Source organism: Actinocrinis sp. (genome assembly GCF_035605935.1).
GTDB lineage: Bacteria > Actinomycetota > Actinomycetes > Streptomycetales > Catenulisporaceae > Actinocrinis.
The window spans coordinates 1-16,721 of record NZ_DATNGK010000011.1; the positions used below are offsets into that span (position 1 = coordinate 1).

A 16,721-nucleotide genomic window follows, 5' to 3' on the forward strand; every position below is an offset into this window, starting at 1 on the left:
AGCATCGAGGTGTCCGGGAAGATCAGCGCGCTGCTCGAGGACAACAAGGTGCGCGTCGAGCTGACCGCGGTGAGCGCGGGCCAGAAGGTGCTCGGCCGCTCGGTCGCCGTCGTCCGGTTGCCATGACCGCCGGATACGAGCACGACGTCACGCTCGCGCCGTACACGACGCTGCGGCTCGGCGGCCCAGCCGATCATTTCTTCACCGCGGATACGGACGCGAACCTGATCGCCGCGATCCGCGACGTGGAGGGGCACGGCGATGATCTGCTTATCCTCGGCGGCGGTTCGAACGTCGTCATCGCCGACGAGGGGTACCGCGGCACCGTGGTGCGTATCGCGACCGCCGGCGTGACTTTCCAGGACAGTCTGCTTTCGGTAGCTGCCGGAGTGCCTTGGGACGACGCCGTTGCGCAAGCCGTCGACGAAGGTCTCTCAGGCATCGAATGCCTTTCAGGTATCCCCGGCTTGGCTGGCGCGACGCCTATTCAGAATGTCGGTGCGTACGGCCAGGATGTTAGTCAGACCATCGTCATGGTCGACGCTTACGACCGCATCGCGAAGCAGATGGTGTTGCTGGACAACGCCGATTGCGCGTTCACGTATCGGCATAGCGTGTTCAAGGACGCGGTACATCAGGGCGCTGGTCGGTACGTCGTCACGCGCGTGCATTTCCAGCTCACCGACAGCGGCGGTCTCTCTGCCCCGATCCGTTACAAGGACGTGGCGACGGCGCTCGGCCTGGAGATCGGCGAGCGCGCACCGCTCAAGTCCGTGCGTGAAGCCGTGCTGGAACAGCGGCGTCGGCGAGGCATGGTGCTGGACGAAGCGGACCACGACACGTGGAGCGCTGGTTCGTTCTTCACCAACCCGATCCTGGACGCGGAAGGCTTCGCCGCGTTCGAGGCGCGCTGCGAGACACCGCCGCCGCACTACCCGGAGCCGGACGGCCGGATCAAGGTGCTCGCCGCTTGGCTCATCGATCAAGCCGGCTTCGCCAAGGGTTACGGCTCCGGACCCGTCACCCTCTCCACCAAGCACACCCTCGCCGTCACGAACCGCGGTGGCGCCACTACGGCTGACCTGCTGCGATTCGCCGCGCACGTGCGTGATGGCGTCGCGGAACGCTTCGGCATCCGGCTCGTGCCCGAGCCCGTTCTGGTCGGGGGCTTGACATGGTAGTTATCGCTCACTAACTTAGCTTCTGTGGGCGGGACCGCCGCCCGCGAGCGCGGAACAGAAGCCGAAAGGAGGCGGGTCGTGAGCCCCCGGATGTCAGCCGAGGACCGGCGTGCGCAGGTGATCGCGGAGGCGATCACGGTGTTCGCCCGCTTCGGCTATGAGGGCGCGACGACGGCGGCGATCGCCGAGCGCGTCGGGGTTTCGCAGCCCTACCTCTTCCGCCTGTTCCCGACGAAGAAGGACCTCTTCCTCGCGGCCAGCGAGAAGAACATGAACGACACGCTGGGCCTGCTGCGCGACGCGGCGGGTGGCAAGACCGGCTACGACGCGCTTGAGGCGATGGGCCTGGCCTATCAGGAAAAGCTGACGACGCACCGCGAGTGGCTGCTGATGCAGTTGCAGACGTTCGCGGCCTGCTACGACGAGGACGTCCAGCGCCAAACCCGGCATTGTCTGCAAGACATCTGGGAAGAGATCGAGAAGCTTTCCGGGCTGCCGATTGAGGATCGGGCCATCTTCATCGCCAAGGGCATGCTCTGCAACGTGATCGCGGCCGCCGGGCGGCTGGACGGCACGGACGATCAGTGGATTCCGATTCTGGACGCGCTGAAGGCGCACACCGGACGCCCGCACAACTGAATTCATCGCACGCACGTCCGCATTCAAGCGCTTCGCACTAAGACGATCTGACGGAGCGGCAGCTTCAGCATTACTTAAATTAGTGACCGATTACTAGCAATCAAAGTTAGTGACTGATAACTATTCATCGGAGGGGAAAACGATGAGCGTTATAGAAGACGGAGCCGTCACCACACCTACCGCGGCCGCGCACCCGCCCGAAAGCGGAGCGCAGGCCGGCCTCGCCGCCAGGGCCGCTCAGGCTGCTGCTGAAGCCACCGTCGGGCGCCCGATCCGCACCTTCGTCATCACCGGCGTCGCGATGTTCATGGCGCAGCTCGACAACTTGGTCGTCACCACAGCGCTGCCTTCCATCCAGCGCTCGCTGCACACCGGACTACAGGGTCTGCAATGGACCATCTCGGCCTACACCCTCACGTTCGCCGTCTTCCTGCTGACCGGCTCGACCCTCGGCGACCGCTTCGGCCGCCGCCGGCTGTTCTCGCTCGGCCTGAGCCTGTTCACCCTCGCCTCCGTCGCCTCCGCGCTGGCCCCGAATATCGGAGTCCTGATCGCCGCCCGCGCGGTCCAGGGCCTCGGCGGTGCGATCGTCGTACCGCTCACCCTGACCCTGCTGTCCGCCTCCGTCCGACCGGCCCGGCGCGGACTGGCCATCGGCGGCTGGGGCGCGCTGGCCGGACTCGCGATCGCGGTCGGCCCGATGATCGGCGGCGCGGTGGTGGAGAACGCCTCCTGGCAGTGGATCTTCTGGCTGAACGTGCCGATCGGCGTGGTCATCGTGCCGCTGTCCCGGTTCTGGCTCACCGAGAGCCGCGGCCCGGCCCAGCGCCTGGACCTGATCGGCAACGCCCTGGTCAGCCTCGGTCTGTTCGGCATCGTGCTCGGCCTGATCCGCGGCGGCTCAATCGGCTGGACCAACCCGGAAGTGCTCGGCGGCTTCCTGGTCGGCGCGCTCGGCCTGGCCGGGTTCGTGCTGCGGGAGGGGCGTACCGACCACCCGATGCTGCCGCTGCGGCTCTTCAGCGGCCGCTCCTTCCCGCTGATCAACCTCGCCTCGCTGCTGATGTTCTTCGGGATGTTCGGCTCGGTCTTCTTCCTGGTGCAGACCTTCCAGCTGATCTGGGGCTACTCGCCGCTGGCCTCGGGGGTGCGGATGCTGCCGTGGACCGCGATGCCGATGGTGATCGCGCCGCTGGCCGGCCTGCTCTCGGACCGCATCGGCGGGCGCGCGATCGTCGCGGTCGGCCTGCTGTTCCAAGCTGGGGCGCTGGCCTGGCTCGCGGACGTGACCGCGGTCAGCACGCCGTACTCGCACCTGCTGCCCGGCCTGATCCTCGGCGGCATCGGCAACGCGCTGTTCTTCGCACCGATCGCGAACCTCGTGCTCGGCTCGGTACGGCGGCACGAAGAGGGCATCGCCTCCGGCATCAACAACGCGATCCGCGAGTTCGGCGGCGTGCTCGGCATCGCGGTGATGGGCGCCATCTTCGCGGCCCGCGGCGGTTACGGACCGACCCGCTCGCTCTCCGCCGCGCAGCACTTCATCAACGGTCTGCAACCGGCCGTGTGGACCGGCGCCGGCGTGCTGCTGGTCGCCTCGCTCGCGATGTGGTTCGTGCCGAATCGCAGCAAGCAGGCTGAAGTAGTCAACGCCGCGTAAGTTTCACGCCGCGACGCACGAGCCGAGCACGAAAACGAGGGCCGATTCCGGTGGACTGCCACCGGAATCGGCCCTCAAGTGCCAGCCCTCGCCGCGCGCTACTTCGCCTCGGACAGCAGTTCCTGGATCCGGGAGACACCCTCGATCAGATCGTCGTCGCCGAGCGCGTAGGAAAGCCGCAGGTAACCGGAAGGACCGAAGGCCTCACCCGGCACGACCGCCACCTCGACCTCGTCCAGGATCACCGTGGCCAACTCGGCCGAGGTGGTGACCTGCTTGCCGCGAATCTCCTTGCCCAGCACGCCCTTCACCGACGGATAGGCGTAGAACGCGCCGAACGGCTCGGGGCACTCGACGCCCTCGATCTCATTGAGCATCTTCACGATCGTTTGCCGGCGCCGGTCGAAGGCGACCCGCATCTCATGCACCGCCGACAGGTCGCCGGACACCGCCGCGAGCGCCGCGATCTGCGACACGTTCGACACGTTCGAGGTGGCGTGCGACTGGAGGTTCGTCGCGGCCTTCACCACGTCGGCGGGCCCGGCCAGCCAGCCCACCCGCCAGCCGGTCATCGCGTAAGTCTTCGCCACGCCGTTCACCACGACGCAGCGGTCGGCCAGCGACGGCGTGGCGGCCAGGATCGAGACGAACTCGGCGTCGCCGTAGACCAGGTGCTCGTAGATCTCGTCGGTCAGCACCCACAGGCCGTGCTCGTCGGCCCAGCGGCCGATCTCAGCGACCTGAGCGGGGGAGTACACCGCGCCGGTCGGGTTCGACGGGGAAACGAACAGCAGCACCTTCGTGCGCTCGGTACGGGCCGCCTCAAGCTGCTCGACGGTGACCAGATACCCGGCGTCCTCGTCCGCGAGCACCTCGACGGGGACACCGCCGGCCAGCCGGATGGACTCGGGGTACGTAGTCCAGAACGGGGTCGGCACGATGACCTCGTCGCCCGGGTCGAGCAACGTGGCGAAGGCGTTGTAGATGGCCTGCTTGCCGCCGTTGGTGACCAGGATCTGGCCCGGCTCGAACACCACCTTCGAGTCGCGCACCGTCTTCGCCGCGATCGCGGCCTTCAGTTCCGGCAGTCCCCCGGCCGGGGTGTAGCGGTGGTATCTCGGGTCCTGCGCCGCCTTCACGGCCGCCTCGACGATGTAGTCGGGCGTCGGGAAGTCGGGCTCGCCCGCGCCGAAGCCGATCACCGGCCGGCCGGCCGCCTTGAGGGCCTTGGCCTTGGCGTCCACGGCGAGGGTCGCGGACTCGGCGATCGAGCCGATGCGGTGCGAGATGCGCGGAAGGGGGGACTGGGTCATGGCACGGGCTCCAGCTGTCGTTGCTGCAGTATTGCGCCGCGGTCTACGTCGGCCGGCGACACCGCACATGGTGTCATCTCCGGACCGGTGCTTGCAGCGAGGTTTGCAGAGTAGACGCGTAGTGGGACCGCATTTGCCGGCACTCGTTCGCCAGTACCCATTCGACTGACCGACTGCGTACCGTCTAGACTCTCCGTGTCCTCGTCGGGGTCACCTCCGGCGATCCAAGGACGACGCCTAGGGTCGTAGCTCAATTGGCAGAGCACCGGTCTCCAAAACCGGGGGTTGGGGGTTCAAGTCCCTCCGGCCCTGCGAGAGATACTTCGAGCAGGCAACAGCCGCGCCAGGGCGGCCTTCACAAGTGAAGGTGGCCCTGGCGCGGCTTGCGTCGTACGCTGTGCGGTGCACGGCGCAACTAAGACGGATAAATCAGGGTGAGGTAGCTGGTGAGCCAGACGCGCAGCGACGCCGAGGACCTGGACGGGGCCTCCGCGCAGGTAGAGCCGCGAGACGCGGCGCCGCGAAAGGCTGCCGAAAAGACCGACGAGCGCGGCAAAAAATCACGATCTGAGCGCCGCGCGGAGAAGGTCAAGTCGCGGGCGAGGGCCAAGTCGGCGGCCGAGAAGAGCGCCCCGCGCAAGAAGCGGGCCACCCCCGCGCTGTACTACCGGCAGATCGTCGCCGAGTTGCGGAAGGTCGTCTGGCCGACCCGCACCGAGCTGGGCACGTACACCTCGGTGGTCATCGTGTTCGTGCTTTGCATCATCGGCATCATCGCGCTGTTCGACTTCGGTCTGACGCACGCCGTTCAGGCCGTCTTCGGCTGAGCCCGGCGGCCCTTCGCCTGCTGCGTAGTCCAGGTACGGCGGTTCGCCTCGCCGTTACCGGCTAGTCTGGAACCAGTGAGGTGTGATGTCGGCGCGCAGCGGCGTGTCGCATCCCACGGTGCAGACGCGAGCAGAAGGAAGTAGAGGCCGCAGTGTCCGAGATGACCGAATCGGCGCAGTACGACGAGCGGGACCCCTTCGCGGCCGATCCCGGTCTCGGTCTTGAGGCCGAGGAATCCGTCGAGACCGAGCAGGCTCCGGCCGAGCAGGCGCAGGACGTGCTGACCGAGGACGCACTGACCGAAGACGCGCCCGAGCCGGAGGTGCCGGTCGGGCTCGACGAGTTCCGCGAGGCGCTGCGCCGGGCCCCCGGCGACTGGTACGTCGTGCACTCCTACGCGGGTTACGAGAACCGGGTGAAGCAGAACCTGGAGACTCGGATCCAGTCCCTCAACATGGAGGATTACATCTTCCAGATCGAGGTGCCGATGGAGGAGGCCGTCATCGTCAAGAACGGCCAGCGCAAGAAGGTCAAGCAGAACAAGTTCCCCGGCTACGTGCTGGTCCGGATGGACCTGACCCCGGACTCCTGGGGCGCGGTACGCAACACCCCCGGGGTGACCGGATTCGTCGGCAACGCGCATGAGCCGTTCCCGCTGACCACCGACGAGGTGGCGAAGATCCTGATGGCGGACCAGCCGCAGCCGGAGGGCACGCCCAAGGCCCCGGTCGAGGTGAAGGTGCTGGACTTCGAGGTCGGCGACTCGGTCACCGTGATCGACGGCCCGTTCGCCACCTTGCAGGCGACCATCAACGAGATCAACGCGGATTCGCAGAAGATCAAGGGCCTGGTGGAGATCTTCGGCCGGGAGACCCCGGTGGAGCTGTCCTTCACCCAGATCCAGAAGAACTAGCGCTGTCAGCGGATCTGACGATCCGTACTGTCCGGTTCAACTGGACGCAATAGCCTGATACTCGTCGCGGTCCCGATCATCGTTTTGGTCGGGGCCGCGGCGTTCGGGTAACCTAGAGAGCTGTTCCATGGCCCCTTTCGGTGCCTGGCGAGGCGCCAGGGGCTTTCGTGTGCCGCGTCACGCGGCATTCCCAGGAGTTAAGGACCCGGAGCATGCCTCCCAAGAAGAAGCTCGCAGCGATCATCAAGCTGCAGATCAAGGCCGGAATGGCGAACCCGGCCCCGCCGGTCGGCCCCGCGCTGGGCCAGCACGGCGTCAACATCATGGAGTTCTGCAAGCAGTACAACGCGGCCACCGAGGCGCAGCGCGGGCAGATCGTCCCGGTGGAGATCTCGGTCTTCGAGGACCGTTCCTTCACCTTCGTCACCAAGACCCCGCCGGCCGCCCGGCTCATCCTGAAGGCCGCCGGCCTCGACAAGGGCAGCGCGGTGCCGCACAAGACCAAGGTCGGCACGCTGACCCAGGCTCAGGTGCGGGAGATCGCGCAGGTCAAGATGGAAGACCTGAACGCCAACGACATCGACGCCGCGGCGAAGATCATCGCCGGCACCGCGCGTTCGATGGGCGTCACCGTTCAGGACTGACGCGGCGCAGGACTGACACAGCGCAGGACTGACGCGGCGCAGGGCCTTCCGGTCCCGCACCCCTCGCCGAACCCGTGGTAGGGCCTCGCGCGGCCCGCAGCGACCACGACTGCCGGTAACAGAACTCAGGAGCAGAGAAATGCAGCGCAGCAAGAACTACAAGGCGGCTACCGCCACGATCGACCACGAGGCGCTCTACAGCCCCCTCGAAGCGGTGCGGCTGGCCAAGTCCACCTCGAAGGTGAAGTTCGACGCGACCGTCGAGGTCGCCCTCCGGCTCGGGGTGGACCCCCGCAAGGCCGACCAGATGGTCCGCTCGACCGTCATCCTCCCGCACGGCACCGGTAAGACCGCCAGGGTCCTGGTCTTCGCCACCGGCGACCGTGCTGAGGCCGCCCGCGCGGCCGGCGCCGACTTCGTCGGCGCCGACGAGCTGATCGACCAGGTCTCCAAGGGCTTCCTCGACTTCGACGCGGTCGTCGCCACCCCCGACCTCATGGGCAAGGTCGGCCGCCTCGGCCGAGTGCTCGGCCCGCGCGGCCTGATGCCGAACCCGAAGGTCGGCACCGTCACGCCGGACGTGGCGAAGGCGGTCAACGAGATCAAGGGCGGAAAGATCGAGTTCCGGGTCGACCGGCACGCGAACCTGCACCTGATCATCGGCAAGACCTCGTTCTCCGACGAGCAGCTGGTGGAGAACTACGCCGCCGCGCTCGACGAGGTGCTGCGGGTCAAGCCGTCCGCCGCCAAGGGCCGGTACCTGAAGAAGGTCACCTTCACCACCACCATGGGCCCCGGCGTCCCGGTGGACCCGAACCGCACCCGCTCGCTGCTCACCGACGAGTCCTGACGCGACGCGTCCGTCCCGCGAGCCGGGACCGGGCGCGACAAGCCTCTGACGGCCCTGCTGCCACACCGGTTTCCCGGTGTGGCAGCAGGGCCGCCGTTTTGCTGCACGCCCCGCTTTGCTGCACCTTTGCCTTTTCGGACAGATGCGGCCTGCACTTTCGGGCATTTGTCGCTGTACGGTTTCAGTCCTCTGTGGGGCCTCCCCGGCTCGGCGCACCGGCGTAGCGTGGATCGTGAACCGGTGCGGGGAGGTACCCCTCACCATGGGAGGGTTCTGGCTCATGCTCAAGAGAATCGGCCTCATAGCGGGCGCGGCGGCCGTCGGGCTCGCCGCGGTCGCCGGATGCACCAGCAGCGGCGGTTCGGGGAACGCGGGTGGTTCGGCGAACGCGGGCAGCGGGAACTCTGGCGCGGCGCAGCTCTCTCCGGCCGCCTTCATCAAGGCCGCCCTGACCAAGGCGTCGAACGACAAGACCGTGCACGTCACCGGCACCATCTCCAGTTCCTCGTTCAGCGGCACACTCGACGCGCAGGAGCAGTTCAGCCCCGCCACCGAGATGTCCATGACGATGAGCAGCTCGCAGATGAACATCTCCGAGGTGCTGGTCGGCAACACGATCTATATGAAGATTCCGCAGCTGAGCTCGATGCTCGGCGGCAAGCCGTGGGCGAAGCTCGACATGTCCGCGCTCGGCTCGCTCGGCTCCAGCGTCCAGTCCATGCTCGACTCGGCGAAGAACACCGACCCGACGCAGCAACTCGAGCCGCTGCTGGCCTCCGGTGACCTGCGCAAGGTCGGCACCGAAACCGTCGACGGCGTGCAGGCGGAGCACTACTCGGGCACCGTCGACGCGGCTACCGCGTTCGACAGCTCGGTCGCGGCGAAGAACCTGACGCCTGACCAGGTCGCACAGCTCAAGTCACTGATGAAGACCGCGGGCGTGACCACCGAGACCATTGACGTGTGGGTGGCCTCCAGCGGCCTGCCGGTGCGCGAGACGGTCAGCTCGAACACCGCCACGGGCGCGGTGAAGGTAGACCTGCACATGTCCGGCTGGGGTCAACCGGTGTCGATCTCCGCTCCGCCGGCGGATCAGGTCAGCGACCTTAGCTCGATCATGGGCAACCTGACCGCGAGTCCCAGCTCCAGCTGAGCACCCTGACCGCAGCTTCGAACTGCGCACCGACCGCCGGGCCGGGACCGATCCGCTTTGCCTGAAGCCGATTTGGTCCCGGCCCGGCGGTCGCGTACATTGGGACCAATCCGATGACCGCTGGTCGCGCCAGCCTGCCCGGTTCACGCCGGACGGACTGACCGCCGAAGGTCCTGTCCGATGCCGCCCTTGGGAACGGCATCGAGCAGGCGGCCCGCGCAGGTGTGTGGAGTGGTTCCTCGCGTCCGACCGTGCCTTCGAGCACGCTGGTGACGCGGTTCGCCCCGTGCGCTTGCGCCGGGGCTTTTCCGTTTTCCGGCCAGCCTTTCGCTGCTGAGGCGAATCGCGCGCACCGGTGAACGGGCCTTCGCGAGGCCGGCGGTCGAGTAAACCGACCGTCCCGGAAGGAGGGCCATGGCGAAGACTGAGCGTCAGGCCGCCGTCGAGGAGATCACGGAGCAGTTCCGTGGCTCCAACGCGGCGCTGCTGACCGAGTACCGCGGGCTCACCGTGAAGCAGCTCAAGGAGCTGCGTCGTTCCCTGGGCGCGGACACCCAGTACGCCGTCGTGAAGAACACCCTGACCAAGCGGGCCGCCGACGCGGCCGGCATCGCCGGTCTGGGCGAGCTGCTCGCCGGCCCCTCCGCGATCGCCTTCATCAAGGGCGACCCGGTGGAGGCGGCCAAGGGGCTGCGTGACTTCGCGAAGGCCAACCCGCTGCTGGTGATCAAGGGCGGGGTGATGGACGGCAAGCCGCTGTCCGCCGCCGAGGTCACCAAGCTCGCCGACCTTGAGTCGCGCGAGGTTCTGCTGGCCAAGGCGGCCGGCGCGATGAAGGCGACGCTGGCGAACGCCGCGGCGCTCTTCCAGGCGCCGCTCTCGCAGTTCGCCCGCACCGCGGACGCGCTGCGCGCCAAGGTCGAGCAGGGCAGCGCCGCTGGGTCTGACAGCGCTGGGTCTGACGCGTCCGAGCCGTCCGACGCCGCGCCGTCCGATGCGCCCGCCGAGCAGTAGTCCCGCCCCACCCCCCGAAGCCGTATCACCGAAAGGAACGCCGTCATGGCGAAGCTGAGCAACGCAGAGCTCCTTGAGTCCTTCAAGGAGATGACGCTGATCGAGCTGTCCGAGTTCGTGAAGCTGTTCGAGGACACCTTCGACGTCAAGGCCGCCGCCCCGGCCGCCGCGGTCGTGCAGGCCGGCCCGGCCGCCGCCGCCGAGGAAGCCGTCGAGCAGGACGAGTTCGACGTCATCCTCGAGTCCGCGGGCGAGAAGAAGATCCAGGTCATCAAGGTCGTGCGCGAGCTGACCTCGCTGGGCCTTAAGGAGGCCAAGGACCTCGTCGACGGCGCGCCCAAGGCGCTGCTCGAGAAGGTCAACAAGGAGGCCGCGGAGAAGGCTGCCGCCGCGCTCAAGGAAGTCGGCGCCGGCGTCACCGTCAAGTAACGCTGTCAACGGTTTGGCTGGTCCGGTGAGCACTTTTCGCCGGTGCTAAACCTCCCCGTGGGGGCGCGATCCGTTTCGGATCGCGCCCCCACGGGCGTGTTGTGTACCCAAATAGATACCGTGTGCGCTCCCCCTCTCGCATGCCGCACTGCATTTCCATACACTGATGGCCCTGTGCACCCGAAAGAGCCAAAATCGTCACTCGCGCGAGTGAGTGCGCACCGGGTCCGCCGCTCGGTCGATCATGCAGGTCGGCCCCTGACCGGCCGGTAGACACTCCTGGCGTCCGGTAACTCTTGACGAAAAGCCCTGGGCGCGCGATTCTTCGGACGTCTGGTTGCACCGCGACCGGTCCCAAGGCAGCGCAAAGCCGGGGCCGCGGCGCGGGTCGAGTCGGACCGGTGCGAGGACTTGCGTTCGAGTCCTTGTCGGCGGCGAGGAGTAGCTTGCTCCCTGAGTTAGCTAGCCCACTGCGCGCGGCGGCCTTCCGAGGGCTCCGTACGCGCGCATCCGGGACGTCCGAGGTGGCTTAGGACGGCCCGAAACGGGCAGAGGGGCGTTGAGGACCGCCCCACTGCGGCCCGGTAGCCGCTGACCTGGGACTTTGAGAAGTCCCCGAGCCGGGCTCGACAGCAGTTGGCCTTTCGGCTACACTGCTCGTTTGCGCTGCCTTCTGTCCTCCCCGCACGCTCCGGAATCGGCCGGTCACTCCTCCACCGACCAAGCCGACCGATGTCCGAAGCGTCATTCCCGCGGGGCAGTGAACGGCCCCCCGGCGGCGCGCAGTGAGTCCGAGCCCTCGGAAGGACCCCGTCACCTTGGCCACCGTCGCCTCGCACGCCGTGAACGGTATTAACCAGAACGCCTCCAGCACCGCCCCCCGCAGGGTCTCCTTCGCCAAGATCCGCGAGCCTCTTGAGGTTCCCAACCTCCTCGCACTGCAGACCGAGAGTTTCGACTGGCTGGTCGGAAACCAGGTGTGGAAGGACCGCGTCGCCGCGGCCCAGTCCCAGGGCCTCAACGTGCCCACCGCCTCGGGCCTCGAGGAGATCTTCGAGGAGATCTCGCCCATCGAGGACTTCTCCGGTTCGATGTCGCTGACCTTCCGCGACCACCGCTTCGAGCCGGCCAAGTACTCGATCGACGAGTGCAAGGAGCGCGACTTCACCTTCGCCGCTCCGCTGTTCGTCACCGCCGAGTTCACCAACAACGAGACCGGCGAGATCAAGTCCCAGACGGTCTTCATGGGCGACTTCCCGCTCATGACCAACAAGGGCACCTTCATCATCAACGGCACCGAGCGTGTCGTCGTCTCCCAGCTGGTCCGCTCGCCCGGCGTGTACTTCGAGCGCTCGGTCGACAAGACCAGCGACAAGGACGTCTTCAACGCCAAGGTGATCCCGTCCCGGGGCGCCTGGCTCGAGCTGGAGATCGACAAGCGCGACACCGTCGGCGTGCGCATCGACCGCAAGCGCAAGCAGAACGTCACCGTGCTGCTCAAGGCGCTCGGCTGGGACGACGCGAAGATCCTGGAGGAGTTCGGCGACTACGAGTCGATGCGGCTGACCCTGGAGAAGGACCACACCGCCACCCAGGACGACGCGCTGCTCGACATCTACCGCAAGCTGCGTCCGGGCGAGCCGCCGACGCGTGAGGCCGCGCAGAACCTGCTGGAGAACCTGTACTTCAACTCCAAGCGCTACGACCTGGCCAAGGTCGGCCGGTACAAGATCAACAAGAAGCTCGGCGTGGACCAGGGCCTGGACCAGGGCGTGCTGACCGTGGACGACATCGTCGCCACGATCCGCTACATGGTGAAGCTGCACGCGGGCGAGAGCGAGATGGCCCCGGCCCGCGAGGGCGCGCCGACCATCGTGGTCGAGGTGGACGACATCGACCACTTCGGCAACCGCCGCCTGCGTACCGTCGGCGAGCTGATCCAGAACCAGGTCCGCACCGGCCTCGCGCGCATGGAGCGCGTGGTGCGCGAGCGGATGACCACCCAGGACGTCGAGGCGATCACGCCGCAGACCCTGATCAACATCCGGCCGGTCGTCGCCTCCATCAAGGAGTTCTTCGGCACCAGCCAGCTGTCCCAGTTCATGGACCAGACCAACCCGCTCTCCGGCCTGACGCACAAGCGGCGTCTGTCGGCGCTCGGCCCCGGCGGACTTTCGCGTGAGCGGGCCGGCTTCGAAGTGCGTGACGTGCACCCCTCGCACTACGGCCGCATGTGCCCGATCGAGACCCCTGAAGGCCCGAACATCGGCCTGATCGGCTCGCTCGCCTCGTATGGCCGGATCAACGCGTTCGGCTTCGTGGAGACCCCGTACCGCAAGGTCGTCGACGGCCGGGTCACCGACCAGGTCGACTACCTCACCGCGGACGAGGAGGACCGGTTCATCATCGCGCAGGCGAACTCCACGCTGACCGCCGACGACACCTTCGCGGACGACCGCGTCCTGGTGCGCCGCCGCGGCGGCGAGGTGGACTACCTCTCCGGCAGCGAGATCGACTACATGGACGTCTCGCCGCGGCAGATGGTGTCGGTCGCCACCGCGATGATCCCGTTCCTCGAGCACGACGACGCCAACCGGGCCCTGATGGGCGCGAACATGATGCGCCAGGCGGTGCCGCTGCTGCGCAGCGAGGCCCCGCTGGTCGGCACCGGCATGGAGTACCGCGCCGCGGTGGACGCCGCCGACGTGGTCTCCGCGCAGAAGCCGGGCGTGGTCACCGAGGTGACCGCCGACTACGTGACCACGGCCAACGACGACGGCACCCAGACCACCTACCGGGTGGCCAAGTTCCAACGCTCGAACCAGGGCACCTCCTTCAACCAGAAGGTGATCGTGGACGAGGGCGCCCGGGTCGAGGCCGGCCAGGTGCTCGCCGACGGCCCGTGCACCCAGCAGGGCGAGATGGCGCTCGGCAAGAACCTCCTCGTGGCGTTCATGCCCTGGGAGGGCCACAACTACGAGGACGCGATCATCCTCTCCCAGCGACTGGTGCAGGAGGACGTGCTCTCCTCGATTCACATCGAGGAGCACGAGGTCGACGCCCGTGACACCAAGCTGGGCCCCGAGGAGATCACCCGGGACATCCCGAACGTCTCCGAGGAAGTGCTCGCGGACCTCGACGACCGCGGCATCATCCGGATCGGCGCGGACGTGGTGCCCGGCGACATCCTGGTCGGCAAGGTCACGCCCAAGGGTGAGACCGAGCTGACCCCGGAGGAGCGGCTGCTGCGCGCGATCTTCGGCGAGAAGGCCCGCGAGGTGCGTGACACCTCCCTCAAGGTGCCGCACGGCGAAGAGGGCAAGGTCATCGGCGTTCGCATCTTCGATCGCGACGAGGGCGACGAGCTGCCGCCGGGCGTCAACCAGCTGGTCCGGGTGTACGTGGCGCAGAAGCGCAAGATCACCCACGGCGACAAGCTGGCCGGCCGGCACGGCAACAAGGGCGTCATCGCCAAGATCCTGCCGCAGGAGGACATGCCGTTCCTCGAGGACGGCACCCCGGTCGACATCATCCTCAACCCGCTGGGCGTCCCCTCCCGGATGAACCCCGGCCAGGTCATGGAGACCCACCTCGGGTGGGTGGCCAAGACCGGCTGGAAGGTCGAGGGCAACGACGAGCCCTGGAAGGACCAGCTGCGCGCGATCGGCGCGGACGAGGCCGAGCCGGGCACCAACGTGGCCACCCCGGTGTTCGACGGCGCCCGCGAGGACGAGATCACCGGACTGCTCGGCTCGACCCTGCGCAACCGCGACGGGCTGCAGCTGGTCGGCAGCACCGGCAAGGCGCGGATGTTCGACGGGCGCTCCGGCGAGCCGTTCCCGTACCCGATCTCGGTCGGCTACATGTACATCCTCAAGCTGCACCACCTCGTGGACGACAAGCTGCACGCCCGCTCCACCGGCCCCTACTCGATGATCACGCAGCAGCCGCTGGGCGGTAAGGCCCAGTTCGGCGGCCAGCGGTTCGGCGAGATGGAGGTGTGGGCGCTCGAGGCTTATGGAGCCGCCTACGCGCTGCAGGAACTGCTGACCATCAAGTCGGACGACGTGCTCGGCCGAGTGAAGGTCTACGAGGCCATCGTCAAGGGCGAGAACATCCCCGAGCCGGGCATCCCCGAGTCCTTCAAGGTGCTCATCAAGGAAATGCAGTCGCTGTGCCTGAACGTGGAAGTCCTCTCCTCGGACGGCAACAACATCGAGCTGCGCGACACGGACGAGGACGTCTTCCGCGCCGCGGAAGAGCTGGGTATCGACCTGTCCCGGCGGGAGCCGAGCAGCGTCGAAGAAGTCTGAGTCTCGGCCGCCGGCCCGGCGCACGGCAACACGCGTGCCAGGCCGGCGGCCAGAGCCTCCCGAATCATGGATTCACTTGTTCCCGCCGCGGGACTTCCTCCTCGAAGCGGGACGAACCATAAGGATTGACACACGTGCTTGACGTCAACTTCTTCGACGAGCTCCGCATTGGACTTGCCACCGCGGAGGACATCCGCCAGTGGTCCTTCGGCGAGGTGAAGAAGCCGGAGACCATCAACTACCGCACACTCAAGCCCGAGAAGGACGGCCTGTTCTGCGAGAAGATCTTCGGTCCCACCCGGGACTGGGAGTGCTACTGCGGTAAGTACAAGCGGGTCCGGTTCAAGGGCATCATCTGCGAGCGCTGCGGCGTCGAGGTCACTCGCGCCAAGGTGCGCCGTGAGCGGATGGGCCACATCGAGCTGGCCGCGCCGGTCACGCACATCTGGTACTTCAAGGGCGTTCCCTCCCGCCTCGGCTACCTGCTGGACCTGGCGCCGAAGGACCTGGAGAAGGTCATCTACTTCGCCGCCTACATGATCACCTGGGTGGATGACGAGCGGCGCACCCGTGACCTGCCCTCGCTCGAGGCCAAGGTCTCGGTCGAGCGCCAGCAGCTCGAGCAGCGGCGCGACGCCGAGCTCGAGGGCCGGCAGAAGAAGCTGGAAGAGGACCTCGCGGCCCTCGAGGCCGAGGGTGCCAAGGCCGACCAGCGGCGCAAGGTGCGCGAGTCCGGCGAGCGGGAGATGAAGCAGATCCGCGACCGGGCGCAGCGCGAGCTCGACCGCCTCGACGAGGTCTGGAGCCGGTTCAAGAACCTCAAGGTCCAGGACCTCGAGGGCGACGAGATCCTGTACCGCGAGATGCGGGACCGCTTCGGCCTGTACTTCTCCGGAGGCATGGGCGCGGCCGCGCTGCAGAAGCGGCTCGAGACCTTCGACCTGGACGCCGAGGCCGAGTCGCTGCGCGAGGTCATCCGCACCGGCAAGGGCCAGAAGAAGACCCGGGCGCTCAAGCGCCTCAAGGTCGTCTCGGCGTTCCTGCAGACCAACAACTCGCCCAACGGCATGGTGCTGGACTGCGTCCCGGTCATCCCGCCGGACCTGCGCCCGATGGTGCAGCTCGACGGTGGCCGGTTCGCCACCTCGGACCTCAACGACCTGTACCGCCGCGTGATCAACCGGAACAACCGGCTCAAGCGGCTGCTCGACCTCGGCGCGCCCGAGATCATCGTGAACAACGAGAAGCGGATGCTGCAGGAGGCCGTGGACGCGCTGTTCGACAACGGCCGTCGCGGACGCCCGGTCACCGGTCCCGGCAACCGGCCGCTCAAGTCGCTGTCCGACATGCTCAAGGGCAAGCAGGGCCGGTTCCGGCAGAACCTGCTGGGCAAGCGCGTCGACTACTCGGCCCGTTCGGTCATCGTGGTCGGCCCGCAGCTCAAGCTGCACCAGTGCGGCCTGCCCAAGGCGATGGCGCTGGAGCTGTTCAAGCCGTTCGTGATGAAGCGCCTGGTGGACCTGAACCACGCGCAGAACATCAAGTCGGCCAAGCGCATGGTCGAGCGGGCCCGTTCGGTCGTGTGGGACGTGCTGGAAGAGGTCATCACCGAGCACCCGGTGCTGCTCAACCGCGCGCCCACCCTGCACCGCCTGGGCATCCAGGCCTTCGAGCCGCAGCTGGTCGAGGGCAAGGCGATCCAGATCCACCCGCTGGTGTGCACCGCGTTCAACGCGGACTTCGACGGCGACCAGATGGCCGTGCACCTGCCGCTGTCCGCGGAG

At 67.5% G+C, this 16,721-nt stretch carries 12 protein-coding genes, 1 tRNA gene and 1 pseudogene; 13 read left to right on the forward strand and 1 reads right to left on the reverse strand.

Translation table 11 applies throughout. From position 1 onward, the window contains the following. The first annotated feature begins 122 nt into the window (after nt 1–122). From VN779_RS00850 to VN779_RS00860, 3 genes are all read left to right on the forward strand, one after another. A complete protein-coding gene (locus tag VN779_RS00850; RefSeq protein WP_325719131.1) occupies nt 123–1,181 on the forward strand; it encodes a UDP-N-acetylmuramate dehydrogenase in 1,059 nt (352 codons plus the stop codon). 78 nt (nt 1,182–1,259) lie between these two features. Further along, entirely contained in the window at nt 1,260–1,820 is a 561-nt protein-coding gene (locus VN779_RS00855) for a TetR/AcrR family transcriptional regulator (protein WP_325719132.1), read from the forward strand. 142 nt (nt 1,821–1,962) lie between these two features. Then, on the forward strand, nt 1,963–3,480 hold the full coding sequence (locus VN779_RS00860) for an MFS transporter (protein WP_325719134.1): 1,518 nt from the start codon (nt 1,963–1,965) through the stop codon (nt 3,478–3,480). Nucleotides 3,481–3,578: 98 nt separating this feature from the next. Here the strand turns inward: VN779_RS00860 and VN779_RS00865 are convergent, their stop codons facing one another. Next, nucleotides 3,579–4,793: a pyridoxal phosphate-dependent aminotransferase gene (locus VN779_RS00865; protein WP_325719136.1), complete on the reverse strand. Its 1,215-nt coding sequence runs from the start codon at nt 4,791–4,793 to the stop codon at nt 3,579–3,581. 239 nt (nt 4,794–5,032) lie between these two features. Here VN779_RS00865 and VN779_RS00870 point away from each other — a divergent pair. From VN779_RS00870 to VN779_RS00915, 10 genes and pseudogenes are all read left to right on the forward strand, one after another. Then, nucleotides 5,033–5,105: transfer RNA gene (locus VN779_RS00870), tRNA-Trp, on the forward strand. 134 nt (nt 5,106–5,239) lie between these two features. Continuing rightward, nucleotides 5,240–5,620 (forward strand): preprotein translocase subunit SecE, encoded by a 381-nt coding sequence (secE, locus tag VN779_RS00875; protein WP_325719139.1) that lies wholly within the window; start codon nt 5,240–5,242, stop codon nt 5,618–5,620. A 161-nt stretch (nt 5,621–5,781) separates the two neighbouring features. After that, complete coding sequence (gene nusG, locus VN779_RS00880) at nt 5,782–6,534, forward strand: transcription termination/antitermination protein NusG (RefSeq protein WP_349260577.1); 753 nt, start codon at nt 5,782–5,784, stop codon at nt 6,532–6,534. A 212-nt stretch (nt 6,535–6,746) separates the two neighbouring features. After that, nucleotides 6,747–7,178: a 50S ribosomal protein L11 gene (gene rplK, locus VN779_RS00885; RefSeq protein ID WP_325719140.1), complete on the forward strand. Its 432-nt coding sequence runs from the start codon at nt 6,747–6,749 to the stop codon at nt 7,176–7,178. Between the two features lie 139 nt (nt 7,179–7,317). Then, a complete protein-coding gene (rplA, locus tag VN779_RS00890; protein ID WP_325719141.1) occupies nt 7,318–8,028 on the forward strand; it encodes a 50S ribosomal protein L1 in 711 nt (236 codons plus the stop codon). A gap of 280 nt (nt 8,029–8,308) precedes the next feature. Continuing rightward, the gene (locus VN779_RS00895) at nt 8,309–9,181 is read left to right on the forward strand and encodes an LppX_LprAFG lipoprotein (RefSeq protein WP_325719142.1); all 873 of its coding nucleotides are present in this window, start codon (nt 8,309–8,311) and stop codon (nt 9,179–9,181) included. Between the two features lie 414 nt (nt 9,182–9,595). Beyond that, nucleotides 9,596–10,195 (forward strand): 50S ribosomal protein L10, encoded by a 600-nt coding sequence (rplJ, locus tag VN779_RS00900; RefSeq protein ID WP_325719144.1) that lies wholly within the window; start codon nt 9,596–9,598, stop codon nt 10,193–10,195. Nucleotides 10,196–10,240: 45 nt separating this feature from the next. Then, on the forward strand, nt 10,241–10,624 hold the full coding sequence (gene rplL / locus VN779_RS00905; RefSeq protein ID WP_349260576.1) for a 50S ribosomal protein L7/L12: 384 nt from the start codon (nt 10,241–10,243) through the stop codon (nt 10,622–10,624). A gap of 842 nt (nt 10,625–11,466) precedes the next feature. Beyond that, nucleotides 11,467–14,937: a DNA-directed RNA polymerase subunit beta gene (rpoB, locus tag VN779_RS00910; protein ID WP_349260578.1), complete on the forward strand. Its 3,471-nt coding sequence runs from the start codon at nt 11,467–11,469 to the stop codon at nt 14,935–14,937. A 134-nt stretch (nt 14,938–15,071) separates the two neighbouring features. Continuing rightward, a pseudogene (locus VN779_RS00915) lies at nt 15,072–16,721 on the forward strand (DNA-directed RNA polymerase subunit beta'); the annotation flags it as partial.

Coding starts and splice junctions, on each gene's coding strand:
- VN779_RS00850 (WP_325719131.1), top strand. CDS start 123: ATGACCGCCGGATACGAGCACGACGTCACGCTCGCGCCGTACACGACG.
- VN779_RS00860 (WP_325719134.1), top strand. CDS start 1,963: ATGAGCGTTATAGAAGACGGAGCCGTCACCACACCTACCGCGGCCGCG.
- VN779_RS00865 (WP_325719136.1), bottom strand. CDS start 4,793: ATGACCCAGTCCCCCCTTCCGCGCATCTCGCACCGCATCGGCTCGATC.
- nusG (WP_349260577.1), top strand. CDS start 5,782: ATGACCGAATCGGCGCAGTACGACGAGCGGGACCCCTTCGCGGCCGAT.
- rplK (WP_325719140.1), top strand. CDS start 6,747: ATGCCTCCCAAGAAGAAGCTCGCAGCGATCATCAAGCTGCAGATCAAG.
- rplA (WP_325719141.1), top strand. CDS start 7,318: ATGCAGCGCAGCAAGAACTACAAGGCGGCTACCGCCACGATCGACCAC.
- VN779_RS00895 (WP_325719142.1), top strand. CDS start 8,309: ATGCTCAAGAGAATCGGCCTCATAGCGGGCGCGGCGGCCGTCGGGCTC.
- rplJ (WP_325719144.1), top strand. CDS start 9,596: ATGGCGAAGACTGAGCGTCAGGCCGCCGTCGAGGAGATCACGGAGCAG.
- rplL (WP_349260576.1), top strand. CDS start 10,241: ATGGCGAAGCTGAGCAACGCAGAGCTCCTTGAGTCCTTCAAGGAGATG.